The organism is Plantactinospora sp. CA-294935 (assembly GCF_050936445.1).
Lineage (GTDB): Bacteria > Actinomycetota > Actinomycetes > Mycobacteriales > Micromonosporaceae > Plantactinospora.
Genome location: NZ_JBNJMU010000001.1, coordinates 2,381,772 through 2,401,394, shown reverse-complemented (window position 1 = coordinate 2,401,394; position 19,623 = coordinate 2,381,772). Strand labels below are relative to the sequence as shown.

General features: G+C 67.7%; 15 protein-coding genes. 4 read left to right on the top strand and 11 right to left on the bottom strand.

The window, feature by feature from the left end; genetic code table 11:
• Positions 1-4 precede the first annotated feature (4 nt).
• Entirely contained in the window at positions 5-301 is a 297-nt protein-coding gene (locus ACQEVC_RS10785; protein ID WP_432875829.1) for an abortive infection family protein, read from the bottom strand.
• 190 nt (positions 302-491) lie between these two features.
• Between ACQEVC_RS10785 and ACQEVC_RS10780 the strand changes: the two genes are divergently transcribed.
• A complete protein-coding gene (locus tag ACQEVC_RS10780; RefSeq protein WP_432875826.1) occupies positions 492-2,612 on the top strand; it encodes a pentapeptide repeat-containing protein in 2,121 nt (706 codons plus the stop codon).
• Between the two features lie 228 nt (positions 2,613-2,840).
• A complete protein-coding gene (locus tag ACQEVC_RS10775; RefSeq protein WP_432875824.1) occupies positions 2,841-5,741 on the top strand; it encodes a tetratricopeptide repeat protein in 2,901 nt (966 codons plus the stop codon).
• Between the two features lie 323 nt (positions 5,742-6,064).
• Here ACQEVC_RS10775 and ACQEVC_RS10770 read toward each other — a convergent pair whose 3' ends face one another.
• The 8 genes from ACQEVC_RS10770 to istA form a co-directional block, all read right to left on the bottom strand.
• Positions 6,065-7,243, bottom strand: coding sequence for a DUF6236 family protein (locus ACQEVC_RS10770; RefSeq protein ID WP_432891281.1), 1,179 nt, complete (start codon positions 7,241-7,243; stop codon positions 6,065-6,067).
• Positions 7,244-7,457: 214 nt separating this feature from the next.
• A complete protein-coding gene (locus tag ACQEVC_RS10765) occupies positions 7,458-7,904 on the bottom strand; it encodes a hypothetical protein (protein ID WP_432875821.1) in 447 nt (148 codons plus the stop codon).
• Positions 7,905-7,928: 24 nt separating this feature from the next.
• Entirely contained in the window at positions 7,929-9,335 is a 1,407-nt protein-coding gene (locus ACQEVC_RS10760; protein ID WP_432875818.1) for an esterase/lipase family protein, read from the bottom strand.
• Positions 9,328-10,188, bottom strand: a complete 861-nt coding sequence (locus ACQEVC_RS10755; protein ID WP_432875815.1) for a hypothetical protein — start codon at positions 10,186-10,188, stop codon at positions 9,328-9,330. Before ACQEVC_RS10755 ends, ACQEVC_RS10760 begins: the two co-directional genes overlap by 8 nt.
• Complete coding sequence (locus ACQEVC_RS10750) at positions 10,189-10,659, bottom strand: WXG100 family type VII secretion target (RefSeq protein WP_432875813.1); 471 nt, start codon at positions 10,657-10,659, stop codon at positions 10,189-10,191.
• Between the two features lie 380 nt (positions 10,660-11,039).
• Entirely contained in the window at positions 11,040-11,459 is a 420-nt protein-coding gene (locus tag ACQEVC_RS10745; protein WP_432875810.1) for a hypothetical protein, read from the bottom strand.
• 54 nt (positions 11,460-11,513) lie between these two features.
• Positions 11,514-12,290 carry an IS21-like element helper ATPase IstB gene (istB, locus tag ACQEVC_RS10740; protein WP_432875807.1) on the bottom strand — a complete coding sequence of 259 codons (777 nt, stop codon included), beginning with the start codon at positions 12,288-12,290 and terminating at the stop codon, positions 11,514-11,516.
• A gap of 3 nt (positions 12,291-12,293) precedes the next feature.
• Positions 12,294-13,730: an IS21 family transposase gene (istA, locus tag ACQEVC_RS10735; RefSeq protein ID WP_432875804.1), complete on the bottom strand. Its 1,437-nt coding sequence runs from the start codon at positions 13,728-13,730 to the stop codon at positions 12,294-12,296.
• A gap of 227 nt (positions 13,731-13,957) precedes the next feature.
• On the opposite strand from istA, the gene ACQEVC_RS10730 reads away from it, so the two are divergent.
• Positions 13,958-15,523, top strand: a complete 1,566-nt coding sequence (locus ACQEVC_RS10730; RefSeq protein WP_432891278.1) for an ISL3 family transposase — start codon at positions 13,958-13,960, stop codon at positions 15,521-15,523.
• Between the two features lie 408 nt (positions 15,524-15,931).
• On the opposite strand, the gene ACQEVC_RS10725 is transcribed toward ACQEVC_RS10730, so the two are convergent.
• A complete protein-coding gene (locus ACQEVC_RS10725; protein WP_432875801.1) occupies positions 15,932-16,963 on the bottom strand; it encodes a hypothetical protein in 1,032 nt (343 codons plus the stop codon).
• Positions 16,964-17,856: 893 nt separating this feature from the next.
• Positions 17,857-18,180, bottom strand: a complete 324-nt coding sequence (locus ACQEVC_RS10720; protein ID WP_432875798.1) for a hypothetical protein — start codon at positions 18,178-18,180, stop codon at positions 17,857-17,859.
• Between the two features lie 621 nt (positions 18,181-18,801).
• Between ACQEVC_RS10720 and ACQEVC_RS10715 the strand changes: the two genes are divergently transcribed.
• Positions 18,802-19,410, top strand: coding sequence for a hypothetical protein (locus tag ACQEVC_RS10715; protein ID WP_432875795.1), 609 nt, complete (start codon positions 18,802-18,804; stop codon positions 19,408-19,410).
• Positions 19,411-19,623 lie beyond the last annotated feature (213 nt).

Below are 19,623 nucleotides of genomic sequence, written 5' to 3'. Positions count from 1 at the left end.
CCACTCAACCTGCCGTCGCGGCAGCAGTGTGCGTGCGCCACGGTGCGGTCGGATCGGCGAGCGTGTCGAGGATGACCTGGCACCAGGTGTGTGCCGCTCCGACCGCAAGGTAGCCGTGACGGGCACGAAGACCGGTGCGGCGGGCGGCGTGGCCCGCGCCCCAGCCCTCGTTGCGTAAGCTCGCCGAGGCCAAGCGCGATACCGGACAGCCCGCCGAGGATGCGCTTGACGGCCTGACTCCCGTCTGGGCCCGGTGCGGCGGGGCATGTCCGGGAACTCCGCCAACAACGCCCGAAACCACGGGGTCAGCTTTTAGGCGGAGCCGACAGTCATTCCGGTCCTTCCTGTGGACCGCTTACCAGCCGCTGAAGTCCTCGGTCGCGCTTGTCCGGCCTGGCTCGTCGGTCGAATCCCGTGCAGCGAGCATGTGGGTGGAAAGCAGAAGTTGCCGACATGCGGCACGATTGCCCGCTGTGACGAATCATCTCCGAATGGTGATCTCCATGGGAGGTGTCCTGGGTCTGCTGACCGTACTACTGACCCGGGTGCCGGCAACGTGGTGGGTAGCGCGGTGGAACGCCTTGGCAGCGAACTGGCTGCTGGTGGTCGTGGCGGTCGTCTGCCTGGCTTGCGTGGTTGCCGGCCGTGCTGCCACTTGGCGCGCGGCCTTGGGGTTGGTGCGGCGCCGGCCGGCGCCGGCCGAGGTGGAGAAACCCAACCAATCGTTGCTGCCGATCCGCACGTGGATAATCCTGGTCGGAGCCCTGCTCGTTGCGCTGCTCACGTCGGGCGCGGTGTGGTGGCTACAGAATGGTATTCCGGCCGGTGGGAGTCCGATCGAGCGGGAAAAGGTACGGATCGAGGGCATTCGTACCGGCCTGTCCGTCGGCGCTGCGGTGGGAGCCGCGTTTGCTCTGCTACTCGCCTTCCGGCGCCAGCAATTGGCCGAGCAGGCCCACGAGTTGGCCGAGCAAGCGCAGCGGGCCACCGAGTACGACGCCGGCGAGCGGCGGGTCACCGAACTGTACGTCAAGGCTGCCGATCAGCTCGGCTCGGACAAGGCGCCCGTGCGCCTCGCCGGCCTCTATTCTCTCGAACGTCTCGCCCAGGACACTCCGCCGCACCGGCAGAGCGTCGTCGAGGTCATCTGCGCCTACCTCCGCATGCCCTACAGCCCGCCCGACGATCTGCTCACCCTGGATTCGGACAGCCCGGCTGAGGCACTCACAAGTCATGACAGTGACGGGTCTGTGGCGTCGGCGCCTCGACATGGGGGAGCCGACAAGGTAGGCAAGCCGACGATTGACCCGCGTGAGGAGCGGCAGGTTCGCCTCGCGGCGCAGCGCATCCTCGCCCGGCACCTCAGGCCGACCAACGAGGACGGGGGTCCTGACCCGTTGTACTGGGGGAATCGCGTCCTGGACATGACCGAAGCCACTCTCATCAGCATCGACCTGAGTGACTGCGACCTTCACCAGGTGAACTTCAGCAGGACGAACTTTCACGGCATCGCGATGTTCGGTGATGCGACGTTCAGCGGCGTCGCTGCGTTCGATGGAGCGACGTTCAGCCACGGTGTCCAGTTCGATGGCGCGACCTTCGGTGGCGTCGCCGGGTTCGACAGGGCGAGGTTCAGCGGCGGTGCCCGATTCAACGGGGCGACGTTCAACGGCCGCGCCCGGTTCGGCGAGGCGACGTTCACTGACGGCGCGGGATTCCACCGGACGACGTTCAGTGGCGTCGCCGGGTTTGGCGAGGCGAGATTCAGTGGCGGCGCCGGATTCGATGGAGCGACGTTCAACAGCGTCGCCGCATTCGACAGGGCGAAATTCAGTGGCGTCGCCCGGTTCGAAGAGGCAACGTTCAACAACATCGCCGGGTTTGACGAGGTGACGTTCAACGGCCGGGCCCGATTCGAGGAGACGACGTTCAGCAGCACTACCCGGTTTCACGGAGCGACATTCAGCAGCGGCGCCCGGTTCGACGATGTGATGTTCAGCGACGTCGCCGAGTTTGGCGGGGCGACGTTCGTCAGGGGCGTCGTGTTTGGCAGGGCGACGTTCAGTGCCCGCGTCGCGTTCGACAGTGCGACGTTCAGCAGCGGCGCCCATTTTGATGGCGCGACGTTTCACAGCGAAGCGGAGTTTCACCAAGCCACATTCAGTTCCGTCGCTGGGTTCGGTGGCGCGACGTTCATCGGCGGGGCGATATTCGGCAGCGCAACGTTTTGCGGTGTCGCGGGGTTTGGTGGGGCGACGTTCCAGCACGGCGTCCAGTTCGATGGCGCGACGTTCAACGGCGTCGCCGGGTTTGGTGGGGCGACGTTTAACGGCGGCGCGGTATTCGTTGATTCGACATTCAATGGTGTCGCCGCGTTCGATAATGCGACGTTCAGCAGCGGCGCCGGGTCCAGCCGAACGGGATTCAGCGACCGTGTCCGGTTCGATGCGGCGACGTTCAACGCTAGCGCCAGGTTCAACAACGTGGTTCTCCTTCGCGATGACCGGCAGCACGATGTGTGGCCCATCGGGTGGCGATTCGACGAGGCGCTGGGAACTCTTGTAGAAGATGGTGTCCCGGACAGCTCGGCAGATGCAGAGCGTTTGAGCTGAGGATTCTGGACGCCCGGCATGGATGGCTAGGCGTCCGGGACGTTGGCCCGATGGACGAAAGCGCCATTCCCTCAAGATCGTGTCGGTGATGATCGTCCCTGTGCTACGGCGATCACCATTCGATGCATGGAAGCGGACCGATGGGTGAGAGTTCTGGGTCATTCGTACCAGTCGGGTCTGTCCGGTTGTGACTGATGGTGCTGGCGCGGTCGCGGCACGATGTGTCCCATGGTGGAGCGGCAGCGACGGTGGTCCGGCCGGGTGGTGGGCGCCCTGGCCGGTGTCGTCATTGCTGGCGGGGCTGCCGCGATGCCGGAATACGTCGATAGTCCCTGGGTGGGTGTGCCGGTCGCGGCCGGCGGTGCGTTGCTCGGGTTCGCGTCCGGGCTGGGCTGGGATCGGCGCCAGGAACGGTTGGCGCGTGCGGAACGCTGGGCAGAGGTGTTCACGGCCGGTCCGGCTCCGGGACCTGGCGGAGCCGGGTCGGGCGAGAGCGTGTTGAGCTGGTTGGCGCCGTGGGAGGCGGTGGTGCCGTTCGCGACGCGCCGCTACCGGGACGTCGGGGCGATCCGCCGGTGGTGTGTCGAGCATCAGCGGGGTCGGGTGTGGTTGCTGGAAGGTGGGGCGGGTTCGGGCAAGACCCGACTGGCCATGCAGGTGAGCCAGGCGCTGCGGACGCAGCAGACGGGCCCGTGGGCGGTGGGCTGGGTACGCGCTGGGCATCGCCGGGAAGCTATCGAGGTGGCGGCTGGCTGGGACCAGCCGGTCCTGGTTGTGGTCGATGACGCGGATGTGCGTGATGACGACACGGACGGGCGTGACGACCTCGCCGCTCTACTGGTCGCGGCGCATCGGCCGGGTGGCCGGCAGACGGTGCGGGTGCTGCTGGTGGCCCGGGAGTTCAGTGACTGGTGGACCGACGTGCAGCAGCCCCTGCCAGCGGCGGTTGAGATCGCCGGGCGGACCCGGTTGGGCACGATCGGCGCGGACGTGCCCAGTCAGCGGGTCGCGGCGAAACACGCGCTGGCCGCGTTCGCCGACCATCTCGGCACCGACCCGGTTGGCATCGAACTGGTCGGAATCGCTGCCGGCACCCCCCTGATCTTGCTGCAGGCAGCGGCGTTGGAGGCGGTGCTATGCGCCGGCGAGGGCGAAGTCGGCCCGGTCGAGGTTAGCGACGCGGTCAATCGGCTGATGGTCCGAGAGCAGCAACGCTGGCTCGACCATGCCAGCGAGCAGGGACTGGACGCCTATCCCGAGGTCAGAGTCGACACCTTGCGGGATCTGCTGGCGTTCACCATGCTCACCGGCGCCCGCACCCGCGCCGACGCCCACCAGCTGCTGCCGCTCCTGCCCGGCCTACGTCACAGCACACCCGAGCTGGTCGATCGGCTCTGCACGTGGTTGCACCTGTATCCGCGGGTGATCGGGTTCTGGGCCCGACCCCAGCTACCGGCGACCCTCGCCGAGCACCTCATCGCCGACGCCCTGACCGACAACATTGACCTGGCCGCCGCGGTCTGCCTCGCCGCCGACACCCCGGAACACGCCACGGCCGTGGTCACCGTCCTGGCCCGCGCAGCCACCCACACCACCACGGCCCATACCGCCACCATCACCCTGCTGCGGGCTGATCCGGCCCGGCTGTTGCCGATCGCCATCCGCGTCGCCCTGGCCGGGCACGGCCCGATCGACGCCGCCACCGCCACCTGCATCGACCACACCGACCCCGACTGGCAGACCGCCCAAACCCTCGAACAACTCCTCCCCGACTACCGCAACGTCCTCAACCGAACCCAAATCGCGATCGCCCACGGCCGAGCCGCCCACGCCCCTACACCGACCGACAAGGCCGGCGCGCTGACCACCCTCGCCGATGCGCTGCTTCTGGCTAGTCGGTTCGGGGAGGCGGTCACTGCTGCCACCGAAGCCGTTACAGTCTGGCGTGAGCTGGCCGCCGCCGACCCCACCGCCCACCAGCCCTACCTCGCTCACGCGCTGACCGGCCTCGCCAGGACGCTGGATCGCGCTGGACGGGTCGGGGAGGCGGTCACCGCCGCCACCGAATCCGTCACCATCCGGCGCGAGCTGGCCGCCGCCGACCCCACCGCCCACCAGCCCTACCTCGCCCACGCGCTGGCCAGCCTCGCCAGGACGCTGGATCGCGCTGGACGGGTCGGGGAGGCGGTCACCGCCGCCACCGAATCCGTCACCATCCGGCGCGAGCTGGCCGCCGCCGACCCCACCGCCCACCAGCCCGACCTCGCCCACGCGCTGGCCAGCCTCGCCAGGACGCTGGATCGCGCTGGACGGGTCGGGGAGGCGGTCACCGCCGCCACCGAATCCGTCACCATCCGGCGCGAGCTGGCCGCCGCCGACCCCACCGCCCACCAGCCCTACCTCGCCGTCGCGCTGACCACCCTCGCCAACGCGCTGAATACGGCTGACCGGGTCAAGGAAGCGGTCACTGCTGCCACCGAAGCCGTTACAGTCTGGCGCGAGCTGGCCGCCGCCGACCCCACCGCCCACCAGCCCTACCTCGCTCACGCGCTGGCCAGCCTCGCCAGGACGCTGGATCGCGCTGGACGGGTCAGGGTGGCGGTCACCGCCGCCACCGAATCCGTCACAGTCTGGCGCGAGCTGGCCGCCGCCGACCCCACCGCCCACCAGCCCTACCTCGCCCACGCGCTGACCAGCCTCGCCAGGACGCTGGATCGCGCTGGACGGGTCGGGGAGGCGGTCACCGCCGCCACCGAATCCGTCACCATCCGGCGCGAGCTGATCGCCGCCGACCCCACCGCCCACCAGCCCTACCTCGCCGACGCGCTGATCAGCCTCGCCAACGCGCTAAATCGTGCTGGTCGGGTCGAGGAGGCGGTCACCGCTGCCACCGAATCCGTCACGGTCCGGCGTGAGCTGGCCGCCGCAGACGCCACCGCCCACCAGCTCTACCTTGCCGGTGGGCTGACCATCCTCGCCAAAGCGCTGCGTTCGGCTGGCCGGTTCGGGGAGGCGGTTCCCGCTGCCGCCGAGGGCATCGCGTTGTACCGGCAACTCGGCATCACCTCGGTCAATATCGGGATTTGCGAAAGGGTCATTCGGGACTGTGGTAGCGGGGACACGACGTGAGGGCCGCTGACGTCGACCGGCCTGGCCCGCCGCCACGACGAACGGCGTGCCAATAGCAGCCACGTGACACCCAACGTCCGCAGCACAGGGACTGTGAGGAGGCCTGACGCTACGCCTGCATGCCTCGGCTGTCTTCGCCGCACCTGACCGTCCGCGTTGCCCGCTTCATCACCGACTGTTCGGTCGTCGGAGACGGGATGCCACCCACGATCCGAGCCAATACTTCATGCGGAGCCGCCAGACGGGCCGCCATCGCCTGGCCATACCTCAAACGGTGCGTGGCAACCTCGCTGCCCGAGGCGTCGATCACCTCGGCCGCACCTTCACGTCACTGATCGCGGTGGCACGGTGCGTCGACCCAACCGAGTTATACGGCTAGCAAGGTCCTGTGGTCGCAGATCGTTGCCCAGTTTATACAGGTATGACGTTGCGGGTCGCTCACGGAGCAGGGCCTCTCGCTGTTGTCGGTAGCCACGCCAAATCTCCCAGACACTAAGCGCGATAGGTCCTGCGACAAAGAGCGATTTTGCACCTCCAAGCATCATGAGACCGGCTGTTCCAGCAGGGAGACTGACTTTAATATTGGTCAACCCCGTCGTGGTGTCGACACGCGCGTCCCGGAGGCGGTGCTTGAGATCAGCCAGGGATGGTTGCAGGACCTTCTCGTACTGAATTTGCAGGTGGTCGCGCAGAGCATCGGGGTCGGCGATGCTGTTGGCCTGAAGGGTGGCGACCATGTCTTGAATTTGTGTTTGAAAAGCCGCTCGTTCGCTCGGGTAGCGGGCCCGGAAATCGAGCAGTTTTCGTGGGGATATTTTGTCGATGTGGGAAGGGACAACCATTTTGAGAGTGAGGCCGACCATGAGGTGTTCGGCCCCCTCGGGCGACGATGGGCGAATATCACTCTCCCGATCGGCGAGCAGAGTCTCGGCCATTTCGTGTACGGATAAGTCACCGATTGCGACGTGGCTGTACATGTCGTCGCTGACCGGCTGGGCCTTGCGCCTATTGCCCATTGCGTTGGCGAGAGCCGTCATGTACATCGCTGCCAGCCTTGGATGCATGCCAATCCAGTAGGGGTCGTGACGCCCTCCCCGTTGAGCCAAGCCGAGGACCTCAAGGTCATCAACGAGTTCCGGGGAAATCTTCGGGCCGAAGATGTAAGCCAACTTGGGATTGCCGAAGTGGGCAGCGTGAGAATTGACGGTCGCGGGGTCGTCGGGCCAAGACTCAGAGAGGCTGACTCCGTAGCGCAAAGCTAGGCGTTCGCCACAGGCGTCGAGCATTTCCCTGAACTCACGTGCCGGTTCGGCCTGTGAGCTAGGGCGCCAATCACGGATGTAGCCGCCATCCTTGAACTCTCGGACTGTTCCGCTGTCACGTAGGCTGTAGCCGGCGGGCACGATCCGACCCATCCCATCCCAGTACAGCGAGGTCAGCTTCAGCCATGCCTCGTCGCGGAAGTGAATAAAGGGGTAATATAGCCCCAAGTAGGTACTCATGATCACCTCAGACTTCTTGCAATGGATAGCAATGTACGCTCAATATCGCTAGCGCATCGACCGTCGCTTCCCCTATCTCGGGCCACCGTGCGATCAAGAACCGCAGTGGGGATATCTCATCCGCCCGGCCAATCGGTGAAAGCTCGCTTGCAGCTTTGACGGCGATAGGCTGTAGGACTTCGCGTCGCGGATCAAATCTGGTTAGCCGGTCTGCTTACTTCGGTGGCCGAGGTCCGTACTTGCGTTCTAGTTCAGTTTTGTCTTCGTCCGCGGGGGCGAGGTGGCGGCTGGTGCTGCGCTGAATGTCGTCGGCGTCGGACACGGAGATGTTGATGGAGCTGAGTGGGTGGAGTTTGCTCTGCCAGACCAGGCGGGTGACCTCGTCGATGAAGGGTGTGAAGTCGGTACCCGCTGTCAGGGTGGCGGTGACGTCGACTCGTTCGGCTGCGCTGAGGTTGTTCTGGTAGCCGACCTTGACGGTGACGACGTCCGGCCGTGCGGCGAGCGCTGTCTGGATCTGCGCGGCGATCGCGTCCGAGGATTCCTGCTCCTGCGGCGATTCGGCCAGCACGGAACAGGAGGCCAGGGCGATCAGCGCGACCGCTGCCGTGACAACCAGCCGTCCAGCGCCGACCAGCCTACGATTCCTCGGCCACCGCATCCGCGCCCCCTCCCCTCACTTGCATCAGTGGACTCTGTGTAGTTCGTACACCTTCGACTCCACCGTCGTGCCGTCCCCGCCGCCGGTGAGGAACGCGCCGGCGCTGTCCCGGTACGCCACCACCGACGGGTCGGTGCTCTGGTCCAGCGCGCGTGCGGCGGGAAGGTAGGCCAGGTCGGTGGCGTGGTTCTTGCCGATGTTGCCGTTCTGGTCGTCGAAGGTGACGGTGGTGTGGTTGGGCCGGTCGGGATTGTCGCCTGCGTCGAGGTGGGGCACGATGTCGTGCGCGTTCTCCATCGCCAGGACCTGGACCCCGGTAGGTATGTCGGTGTTGGCGATCGGGGAGCCGGCGGTGACGACGTGGGTGACGTTGTACGGGAAGCCGCTGGTGCCGGAGTCGTGGGCGGCTTGGGCTGCGACCATTCCGCCCTGGCTGTGCCCGACGAGCATCACCGGGTCGGTCGGGCTCGCTCCGGCCATTTTCAGTGCTTCGGCGATGGCGTGCTGGCGGGAGGTGGTGTCGCCGCCGAGGACGTGGACGTTGGTGCCCATGTCGTTGAGGAACGGGCTGGCGGGGTCCCACGGCATGTTCATGACCTTGGTTCCGGGGATGTCGACGACGTAGGCCGTGCTGCCGTCCGGATGGGTGATGACGCGGACGTCGATCTGGTCGGGCTGGCCGGCGTCGGCTTCACCGTTGCGGTAGTTGAGTCCGGCGATCAGGTCGGCGAAGCCTTGTGGGGGGCGGACCATCGTGTCGGAGGTGTCGATGTTGGTGCCGGTGCCGTTGATGTCGGGGGCGGTGGCGGTGAAGGTGCCGTCCTGGTACCAGTCGGCGAGGAGGTTCGCCGCGCCGGGCACGTCGCCGACGAGTGGGGCGCCGGGCAGGCTGCTGACCAGACCTGGTCCCATTCCGACCAGGGTGTCGATGATGCCGGGGTGGTCGGTGAGTAGTTGCTGCCAGTCGAGGTCGTCGCCGAACAGGGCGCCGGCGGCGCCGAGCGTCGAGGCGAATGGCAGCGCCGCCAGGGGGTTCGCGACCGCGCCTTGGAGGCCGAGGCCGAGTCCGAAGCCGAGGCTCCAGCGCAGGGTGTCGATCGTTCGGGCCTGTGCCTCGTCGACCGCCTGGTAGGAGGCGACGACGGTCCGCAGCGCGATCGCCCGTTGGCCGAAGTCGAGGGACAGGGCGGTCAGCCCGTCCGGGCCGTCGAGCGCTTGGAGGAGGCCGGCTTCGATTTTCGCGAACCCGTCGGGGTTGAGGACCGCGGAGGCAAGCAGGTCCGGGTCGACCAGCATCCCGTGCCCCTGGGCGGTGATCGCCGCCAGGTCGCCGGCGAGGTCGTCGCTGTGCTGGGCGAGCAGGCCGATGTCCTCGTAGCGGGCGTTCGTGCCGCCCGCGCCGCCGCTGACCTGAAGCTGCGGGTCACTCATCGGCGTCTGCCAGGATCTGAGCCAGGTACGGGGCCAGCCACACCCCGATGTCCTCCCGGCCGACCGACTCCAGCACGACCATCCGCCGCCCCGACCCGTCGGGGACGGGGCGCAGGCCGAGCCAGCCGTCGTCGGTGGCCAACCACACCACCTGACCCACCCCCACCGCGTCGCCGACCCGACCGGTCACCACCGCCCGCAGCACCCCGACGGTGCGGCTGTTAACCTGCTCGGCCAACCACGCCTGCGCCGCGGTCAGGCCCAGGGCCGAAACCACCTGCTGCCGTCCGGACGCCCCAGCCAGGTCCCCCGCCTGGCCGTATTCGGCCAACGCGGCCAGCGGCAGCCGCCCCACCAGTTCCCGGCCGCCACGGGCGCCGCCGAGGGCCTGGTCGAGCAGCGTCGCCCGGGGGCCGGCGAGTTCGTGTGCGGGCGGCACGGCGCGGATCAGCTCGGCGGCGAGGGTCACCGAGGCGAACATCGACAACTCGACACCGCCGTCGTCCAGCGCGATCAGGCCGCTGCCCACATTGCCGGCCACGGCGATCACCGCGCGTGTTCCCCGGTTTCCGGTGGTCACCTCCAGCTGCACGATCGCCCGGGCGGCGCCGAGGGTTGCCAGGTTCGTCGCGACCGGGGCGACCGGCCGGTATCCGGTCGGGTTGTCGGGGTCGGTCGTCACGATGCCCCGGTCGGCCAGCGCGGTCGCCGTCTCCGGCGGCTGATCCGTCGGCGGATCCGCGGGGGCGAAGCCGGGTGGTGGTCGCAGTCCGCTCGCGTGCAGGAGCAGGGCCCATTCCGGGGCGGACAGCAGCAGACGGTGTGCCGGCAGCACGGTGTGTGCGGTGGCCATCTAGAGTCCCTTGCCCCGCATGAACTCGCCGACCTCGAGCCACTTGCGATCTCCGGAGGCGGGTAGGTTTCCGGGCTGGAACGGCCAGGCGGCCCACGGCGCTTCGACGGCGGCCTTCAGCAGCGGTCCGCCCGCCAGCGGCGCGTAGTCCCGCAGCCGCTGGGCCGCGGTCTCGAACCAGCCGGTGACCTCGTCCTCGATCCGGGCGATCAGCGCCAGCAGTTCCCGGACCTCCTGAGCGTGGGCGGCCACAGTCTCGGCGACCCAGTCCAGGTCGTCCGCGACCCGGTCCGCCCGGGCCCGATCCTGCGCGACCCGGTCCCGAAAGGACTGGGCAGACACCGACACCCACCGCGCCGCCTGGCCACGCCGTTCGTGATCAGCGGCCTGCTCCCGCACCTCACCGGCCCGGGTGCGTAGACGTCCGGCCAGCCGGTCGAGTTCGTCCGGATCCCCGTACAGTCCCAACACCCCTGCTGTCCCCCTCAGCCTCCATGCCGCCATCCCCGGCGGACCCGCCGTACGCGCAGAGCGCACGAGCCATCGCTGTCCGTCGAAGTAGCAGGCCCAGCGTGCCCCACCGGGTTCGCCGCCCGCAACCCCGATCCCCAGGTTGAGGCATCGACGCCAGCGGCAGGTAGGGGCCGGCGGCCCAGTGCTCGGACTCCATGCCGGATCGCGCCCCGGCGGCAGGAGCCTCCGCCGTGCCGGCGGCTCGACCCTCGCAGCGTCTGCCACGACGCGGTCGTGTGTTACCCGCACAGCTGTCGGCGTACGGGTTGTTGATGTGCACAGCCAGGTACGAATGAACATGCACAGGGCTGGTCCTGTTGGGTAGGCAGCTCTGATGGTCAGGCAGGGCTGGAGGGAAGTGTCTTGAGGAGGTGCCGCGCGCCTTGGCGTGCGGCTTCGTTGGGGTCGTCGCGCAGGGCTGCAATTGTGGTTTGGAGCCGCTGCTGATCTTCCGGGTTGTAGCGGGCGTGGTGATAGAGGGCGCTCGACCATGCGCTGTTGAGGTGCTCTCCGGTCTCGGGCTGGGCCAGATGCCAGGCGGCGGCGAATAGCCGAAGCCCGGCGGTGTCCTGACGGGCGAGTAGCGTCTCGGCGGTGGCGTCGGTGACAGCGGTGTCCGTGGAGTCGAGCAACAGCTTCAGGAGGACGTTGTCGGTGCGTGGTTCGCCAGCGAACCGGCTCAGGAGTTGTCCAGCACGGACACGCTCGGCGTACCTGTCAGACATGGCGAGGTGCAGAAGCTGCTCGTGGGTGTCCACGACGAGATCATCCGCCCGTGCGGGGTGTCGCGCTACCCTCAGCGCGATCTGACGTTAGGCGACGTTGGTCGTTGCGGCGCCTTCGACAGCGGTAAGGCGGTTCTTCAGCCGGTAGCTGGGGCCGTTGATGGCGATGACGTCGCAGTGGTGCAGGAGCCGGTCGAGGATGGCGGTAGCGAGGACTTCGTCGCCGAAGACCTGGCCCCATTCGCCGAAGCTCTTGTTCGATGTTAGAAGGGTCGAACCCTTTTCGTATCTTTTCGAGATGACCTGGAAGACAAGGTTGGCCTCGGCGCGTTCGAGGGGCTGGTAGCCAACCTCGTCGATGATCAGGACGTTGGGGCGTAGGTAGGTGTGTAGCTTGCCGAGCAGGCGTCCGATGTCGTCAGCGGCTTTGAGTTGGCGGACCATGTCGTCGAGGGTGGTGAAGTAGACCGTGAATCCGGCTCGGCAGGCCGCGACCGCGAGGGCGACGGCGATGTGGGTCTTGCCGACGCCGGGTGGACCGAGCAGTGCAACGTTGGCTTTGGCCTGCACGAACGCGAGGCTGGCCAGGTCGCGGACCTTGCGTGGATCCAGGTCGGGCTGGAACGCGAAGTCGTACTCGTCGAGGGTCTTGTGGTGCGGCAGCTTCGACAGGCGCAGCCCGCTGCGGAAGCGTCGCTCGTCGCGCACGGCAAGTTCTTCTTCGAGGATCAAGTCGAGGAAGTCGAGGTAGCCCATCATTTCGCTGTCTGCGCGGGCGGTGAACTGTTCCAGGCAGCCGGCCAGATGAGGCAGGCCGAGCTTGGTGGCGGTGGCACGGATACGGGTGTTGACCAGTTCGCTCACGAATCAGGCATCCTTCGAGGCGGAGCGTGCGGTGAAGGGGGCGGTACCGGTGAGTTGGTCATAGACCGACAGCGGACGGCGGTCCACGGTGACTTGGGCGGCGGCGGCCCGGTTCAGCAGCGCCTGCAACGGGCCGCCAGCCGTGGCGGGCGGCCGAGGCCGGGCCGGTGGGGCCGGTGGGTCGCCGGTGGTGACCGCGCGAGTGTGTCCGTCGGGCAGGCCGTCCCAATGGGCGGGGTCAACGATGCGGGCACCGCGGCCCACCGCCCGGGGATGGGAGGCCAGCAACGTCTCGCCGCCCGGGCCCGGCATGGTCGTATGCAGCGTGACGGTGCCTGCGGTGGCGCGGATCTCGACCAATTGCCGGTGCCGGACACGGCGGGCTGGCACTGAGTACAGGTTGCCAGCGAAGGCGACCAGACAGTCCTTGCCGACATGGCGCAGATGCCGCTCGGCGACCCGGTACGGCCGGGGCGGGATCGGGCGCAGGGCAGCGTGATCCCGCGCGGCACGAACGCCGATCACCTCACCATGCGTGCGGTGGGTACGCGCCCGCCGCAGCGGCACCCACGCGGCGAACGCCGCATCGAGTTCCTCGATCGAGGCGAAGCCCCGCCCAGCCAGCACGTGGTCGCGCACGATGGTGACCTGCCGTTCGACGCGGCCCTTGCCAGTCGGACGGTAGGCGGCCAGCACGTCGACGTCGAAGTCGTAGTGCCCGGCGAATGCCACCGCTTCCGGGTGCAGTGGCACGGCAACCCCCGGCGCGACGTGCCGGCGCACGACTGTTTTGGTCCGGTCGTAGACGATCGACTTGGGGACCCCGCCGAAGTGGGCGAACGCCCGCCGGTGACACCTCCAGAACGTCGCCAGGTCCTGGCTGGTCGTGAAGCAGCAGAACGGGTCCCGCGAGTACGACAAAACCATGTGGAACGAGTAGACCTTCGGGATCCCGACGTGCGCAAGGATGCCGCCCTCGTCGCCCCAGTCCACCTGCGCCTGTGCGCCGGGTACCACCTCAAACCGACGGTGCAGCCCCGCCAACTCGTCCGGACCGATCCCCATCTCCGCGGCGATCCGCGGCCGGGCTTCCTGCAGGTAGAGCTTCACCCGCTGGTAGTGGCCGGTGAACCCGTACTGCGCGACCAGCCGCTCGTGGATCACCGTCCCTTTCAACAACAACTCTGCCCGCAGCCACGCATCGATCACATGCCCGAACGGTCCCAACACCGGCGTGCGGTGACCCGCCGGCGCCACCCGGCGCGGCACGGACATCGGTGCCTCCTGGGACAGGTACTTCTTCACCGTCCGACGGTTCAGCCCGGTCTGCCGCGCGATCTCCGCAACGCTAACGCCAGCGTCGAGCAGTGCCCGCAACGGCCGCAGCTCCAACCACCGTTCAGCGTCCAGAACCACCGCCGCGCTACCATCCTCGCCCATCGGATATAACGGGCGAAGTCTGACTCATTGGACCGACGCAGCCACTCCGACACGCCGTCACGCTGTGTACGTTCATTTGTACCTCACCGTGCACGTTCGTGGCTCTGGCAAGATTTTCGTAGTGGAAGATCACTTGTACGGGTGATAGCACTGGATATGGCGTCTACGAGATCCTGTCCAAATGTGACGTCGAGCTGTCTGAGCTGTTGCCCCATCTGGCCACGGTCGTGGTCACCTCGGTTGACGGCTCTGGTCCTGTGCTGGTCATCCGTGCCCGTACCCGCGAAGACGAGGCGTCGTCCTGCACGGGTTGTGGCAGCGTGAGCGACTGGGCCCACAGTCGATACACACGCTGGCTGGCCGACACCGCGATTGGCGGGCGGCCGGCTCGTATCGAGCTGCGGGTCCGTCGCCTGTACTGCGAAAATCCGGTGTGCTCGAAGGTGACCTTCGCCGAACAGATCGACGGGCTGACGGTGCGCTATCAGCGCCGCACGCCGCTGTTGCAACGCCTGACGCAGATCGCAGGGGTTCTGCTCGCCGGCCGCGGCGGTGCCCGGCTGCTGCACCTGCTGCATGCCGGGCTGTCCCGGACCAGCGTGCTGTCGCATCTGATGAGAATGCCGCTGCCGACACCGGTCACCCCACGAGTCCTGGGCGTGGACGACTTCGCCTTGTATGGCCGCGTCTACGGCACGCTGCTGGTCGACGGCGACACCCGGCTGCCGATCACCTTGTGGGAAGGACGCGACGCCGAGACGCTGCGTGACTGGCTGCAGGCACATCCGGGCGTGCAGATCGCCTGCCGGGACGGCTCACCGACCTATCGTCAGGGCATCACCAGCGGCGCCCCCCAGGCCATCCAGGTCAGCGACCGGTTTCACCTGTGGCAGGGCTTGTCCCGGCGCGTGCAACAGATCACCACCGTTCACCGCGGCTGCCTACCCACCGCGAACCCCGAACCCGAACCAGCTCGCCCAGCCCCCGCTGACACCGAGGCGACCCGGTCAGCCGACAGCCGATCGGCCAGCCATGCCCGGCACCTGTTCGAAACCGTCCACGCGTTGACCGACACCGGCCGCGCCTACAACGCCGTCGCCCGCGAGCTGGGAATGAACTGGCGCACCGTGCGCAAGTACGCGACCGCGACCAGCTGGCAGGACTGCGTACGCCGCCAGCGTCCACGGGTCCCGTCCGCTCTTGACCCCTACCTGCAGTACCTGCAGCAACGCTGGAATGAGGGCGAACACAATGCCAAAGTGCTCCATGCGGAGCTGAAAGCCAAGGGCTTCCTCGGCCACTATCAGCGGGTGAAGATGGCGATCGCGCCGCTGCGCCGCGGTCTGCCCATCGACGAGCCGCACAAGCGTGCCCCGTCACCACGCGAAGCCGCCCGCTGGATCACCACCAGCCCACCACGCCGAACCCTCGACACCATCGAACGGCTTCAGCGCCTGCTGGCACACTGCCCCGAACTCGAGCGCACCCATAGCCTGGTCCGGACCTTCGCCACCCTGTTCGACACCGGCGAACCCGGTCCGCTATCAGACTGGCTCAACCAACTCGAAACCTGCCATCTGCCCGGACTACCCAGCTTCGCCAGGGTGATCCGCGATGACCTGCCGGCAGTCGTGCAGGCCATCACCTCGCCCTACAGCTCCGGCGTCAACGAAGGCCGCATCACCGACGTGAAACTCCAGAAGCGGCTCATGGCCGGCCGAGCAAAAATCCCACTCCTACGCCAAAGAGTCGTACTCATCGCACACCTACGGCGCAGCACCGCGACTGGCTGACGATCTTCCACTACGAAAATCTTGCCAGAGCCACGTTCGTCCGTACGCCGACAACAGCCGATCCGAGCCTTGATGGGTTCGGCGCAGCGTGGCGGGCGTGATCGTGGTTCTCGCCGGTATGGGCGGCCTCCCGGAACAGGTGCCTGTTTGGTTCGTAGGTCGGCGTCACCCTCGCCGTCGCCACGACGTCCGGTTTCAAGAGGCGCACCGGTGTTGCCGCGGTGGGCCGCTTCGGTAGTGCCGCGTTCGCAGGCTGCTGTGGTCGCCTCCGCTGGGATCGGGCTCTGTGGGCGTCCTGTGTTTGATGGGTGGGCCGGAAGCGGGTTGTCGGATGTTTGTCGGGACACATGGAGGGCTTGTCGGGTCCGGGACCCGACAAAGCGCCGGGCCCGCTGATTGGTTGTCGTTTCAGATGCCGCGGGCGAGTGCGGCGAGGTGTCGGGCGGTGGTGCGGTCGGCGTGCAGGACGGCGGCGATCTCGTCGGCTTGGGCGTCGGTGGGTGCGCGGCGGGCGGTGAGGATGTCCTGGACGGTGGCGGGGTGCAGTCCGGCGCGGACGGACAGTTCCGCGGTGGTGGCTCCGGCGAATTCGGTGTAGGCGCAGAGGTAGCGGGCCACGGCTCGGCGGGCTGGTGGCGCCGTCGGGTCGATGGCCTGGGCGAGGTGTCCGAGGCGGACCCGTTGGCGGGTGTGGGGCAGGTCGGGCAGGTCGAGGAGCCGGTGGGTGCGGAGGCCGGGCGCGGCGAGGAGTTCGAACTCGGCGGCGAGTCGGGCGTATTCCTCGCGGAGTGTGGCGGTTTCGGCGGCGGTGGCTTTGAGGGCGAGGAGTTCTTCGCGGGTGGTGAGGTACTGGGCTTCGGCGCGGTCGGCGCGCTGGTCGGCTTCCCGCCTGCGGTCCTGGACGGTGCGGAGTGTGTTGAGGAGGTTTTCGATCTCGGTGCGGTGTTGGCGGCGGTGGCGGGCGATCGTGTCCTGGAGTTTCGGGATGGTGGGGTTGCTCTCCGGGATCTCGGGTCGGGGTTCGCTGTCGGGGGGCCAGCTGGTGGGTCCGTCGTAGCCGGGCGGGATGGAGCGGCGGGCGTGGGCGTGGAGGCCGGCGGCGGTGGCGAGGATGCTCGCGGTGTCGCATTCGTCGGGCAGCGAGTTGATCACCATGAGGGTGGTGGACCACATGGGGCCGTGTTTGTAGCGGCCGTTGAGCTGCTCGGATAGTGACTGTCGGGTGAAGCCGGTGGGCAGGATGCCCTTGCGTCTGGCGATGCGCAGCACGGCGGCCTGTCCGCCGACGCCGTGGTACTGCTCGATGAGGTGTCGGACGTACAGGGTGTAGTCGGCTGCGGCGGTGTTGACGCTGCGGCGGCGGATCTCGTTGTCGTCGACGGCACGGTGGTGCCGGCCGGTGTGGGGTGGGGCTGGTTCGGGTTCCGGGCCCGTGGTCATGGGTGTCGTCCTCGTCCATCGCCCGACACGTTGTCGGGAGAGTGTCGATCGACCTTCCCCGACAAGCGGGTCATCAGCGAAGGTCTTTACGACTCTCGCTGCCTCGCCGGTGGCGGGGTCACCCGCCTCCGCGTCGTCTGGCTGGAGAACCTGGGCGGCGTGGAGGCCTATCGCGAGTAGCTCTTCGTGAAAGGACAGTGACAGGATGCCCGATCTTTGGAAATTGCGCGAGGCCTGAGGGTTCCGGCCCGCTTCGGCGGCGCGCTCTCGGGGAGCGGGATCGGCGGGTCGGGGCCGCCGTCCGGTGCCTGGCGGTCGGTGCCGGCGGGGGTTCGGGGGTTGAGGCGGGCCTGGTGGTGGTAGACGTCTCGGCGGCTTCACGTCTCAGGGTGAGGTGGGCGGGGGTGTGTACGCCGCTGGCGGTGCTGTCTGGCGTCGTTGGTGTTGCCCATGAGCCGGGGGTGTCTCTGTGGTTGGTCAGTCGTTCGGCTGTGGTCCGGCTTCGACCCCGCCGTTGTGATCGTCGGGGTGGGTCAGCCAGTCGGTGCTGGAGAGCTTGTTGACGGCGCGCCCGGTCGGAGGGTGGGTCCCTGTGGCGGCGATGAGAAAAACGCCCCCTGATCTCGTCTCCGTCGACGTCCGGGCGGTGCGCGGGGTGGAAGGTGACGTCTTCGTAGGTGTCGCTGGTCGGAGGTTACGGCGGCTCGACGTGCGAGTCGCGCTGGGCCGGTCGGGCCGGTGGCCTTGGCTCGGAGTTTGGCGGGCGGCGGGGCGTCACGGTCGGGTGGGCGAGGCGGCAGAGCGAGCGTCGCCTCGTTCACGGTCGTACGGGCTGCGGCCGGGGTCGGCGGGTGTGGGTGGGGCCCTCGCCGGGGTTCGTGTTCGGCGCGGGCTCAGAGGAGGTGCACGGTTTCGAAGTTTCCGTCTTGGCGCTGGAAACTGAGTTGCCCGCCGCCGCGATCGATGAGGCCGAGTACGACGTTGTATACGACGAGGGCCCGGTTGATGGTGTCGGTCTTGGTGTCCTTGGTTCTCGCGCAGGCGCTGTCGAGGGCGTCGGCGCCGCGTGGGGTGAGGTTGAAGGTCATCCGGACCAGGCCGCGTCCGGCGTCGGCGGCGGGGTCCGGGTTCGCTGGGTCGGCGGGTTGGTCGCGGCTGGCGGGGATCGCGGGTGGTGGGGTCAGTCCGGTGGGGGCGTCGGCGCGGTCGTCTGTCATGGGCGGGGCCTTTCGCGTCGCTCCCGGGATGTGGTCCCACGGGCCAGTGCGGTCTCTGGTCGCGGGGGCACGGTTCCCGGTTTGATCACGATGTTCCCTTCCGGCAGTGGTGGCCGTATGTAGTCTCGCCGACGCGGGCGGCGTCGTGCGAGCGGTGATCATGGCTGTGTGCGTGGTCGCAGCATTCGTTGTGATGGCCCGCAGGAGGTTAATCCGTGGCTGTCGACTGGCACTGTCGGCAACATGACTTTCGTCTGTTGTGAAGTGAAACGACGGACAGTTTGTGCGATTGTCCCGGTCAGGATTTGACACCGTCCGGCATTTCATACTCACCGGCCGGTCGGCATGCGATTCATTGAGGTCGACTCGGAGTCTCATTCGCGTTCACTCGCAATCCGCCACTCCTTTCATATCTTTATTGGGGATATCGAGATATCCCGTCAGGCTACGTCAGCACTCGACCGATTTGCCCGCTTCATCCAGCAACTCGCCGACGGACCCGCCTGGTGCAGCCCCCGCGACCGGCGGCTGTATGGTCCGTGATGCGGCAGACACACACAGTGATCTTGTCGAGATGGTCGCGAGGGACTAGCCCTCGGGGCGCAGTAGAAGGGTAATGGCGTGACCGATCGTCCCCTCCCACCGGAACCGTCGGATCATGTTGATCTGACTGATCCATCGAATCCGGATAGCCAGCCCACCGCCAGGGGACACGCCGGTGACGTCCAAGGCCGGCCACGTGACGAAGGTGAAGACGAAGGTGAAGGTTTCGAATGTCAAATGTCGTTCAGGATGTTGTGGAGATGGCGCGGCGCACAGGATCTTCTGCCGACGGAATTGCTGACCCGGATGGTTCCACGGACCGGCGTGATTGTACCGCCAGCGATCATCTTCGGCTTGTTCCTGGGCTCCGGCGCAACGCTGGGCGCCACCGCGACGGCCACCGGCGTGGTCGCCGCGATCTCTATCGCAACCGGTCTTTCCGGTAACGGACCACGCAGGTCCACCCCCGACCCGGACGGCGCCGCGACGTCCGTGGACGCCGCCCGCGCCGCCGGACCGCCGGTCACCGCCTCGCCCCCCGCTGCCCGCGCTACCGATGGCGAGGAGCCAACCCCACCTGTACCGGAGGCCGGCCGCCGGACCGGTTCACAGTCCGGCGAGCAGCCGACCCGGCCCGCCGACCGCCTCGGCGGAACCGGGACTCACAGCCACCAGGAAACATCATGAGAAGGCCATTTCTTACTAAAGACTCATCAGAAGGTTTATTCCCCCGTAAGTGGACACCCCGGGTGCAGGCTCCGGCCGCATGGTGTGAACACCAACCACCACGTGGAGAGGAAGAGCCATGAAGAACCAGGGTGTGATCGCCAGGCGGTGCGGTTGTCTGGATCCGGCGACGAGGCGGCCGCTCGGCGCCGCCTGTCCTCGCCTGACGCGACG

Coding starts and splice junctions, on each gene's coding strand:
- ACQEVC_RS10755 (WP_432875815.1), bottom strand. CDS start 10,188: ATGGCCACCGCACACACCGTGCTGCCGGCACACCGTCTGCTGCTGTCC.
- istA (WP_432875804.1), bottom strand. CDS start 13,730: ATGGGCGAGGATGGTAGCGCGGCGGTGGTTCTGGACGCTGAACGGTGG.
- ACQEVC_RS10765 (WP_432875821.1), bottom strand. CDS start 7,904: ATGCGGTGGCCGAGGAATCGTAGGCTGGTCGGCGCTGGACGGCTGGTT.
- ACQEVC_RS10720 (WP_432875798.1), bottom strand. CDS start 18,180: ATGACAGACGACCGCGCCGACGCCCCCACCGGACTGACCCCACCACCC.
- ACQEVC_RS10760 (WP_432875818.1), bottom strand. CDS start 9,335: ATGAGTGACCCGCAGCTTCAGGTCAGCGGCGGCGCGGGCGGCACGAAC.
- ACQEVC_RS10780 (WP_432875826.1), top strand. CDS start 492: ATGGTGATCTCCATGGGAGGTGTCCTGGGTCTGCTGACCGTACTACTG.
- ACQEVC_RS10725 (WP_432875801.1), bottom strand. CDS start 16,963: ATGACCACGGGCCCGGAACCCGAACCAGCCCCACCCCACACCGGCCGG.
- ACQEVC_RS10770 (WP_432891281.1), bottom strand. CDS start 7,243: ATGAGTACCTACTTGGGGCTATATTACCCCTTTATTCACTTCCGCGAC.
- ACQEVC_RS10775 (WP_432875824.1), top strand. CDS start 2,841: ATGGTGGAGCGGCAGCGACGGTGGTCCGGCCGGGTGGTGGGCGCCCTG.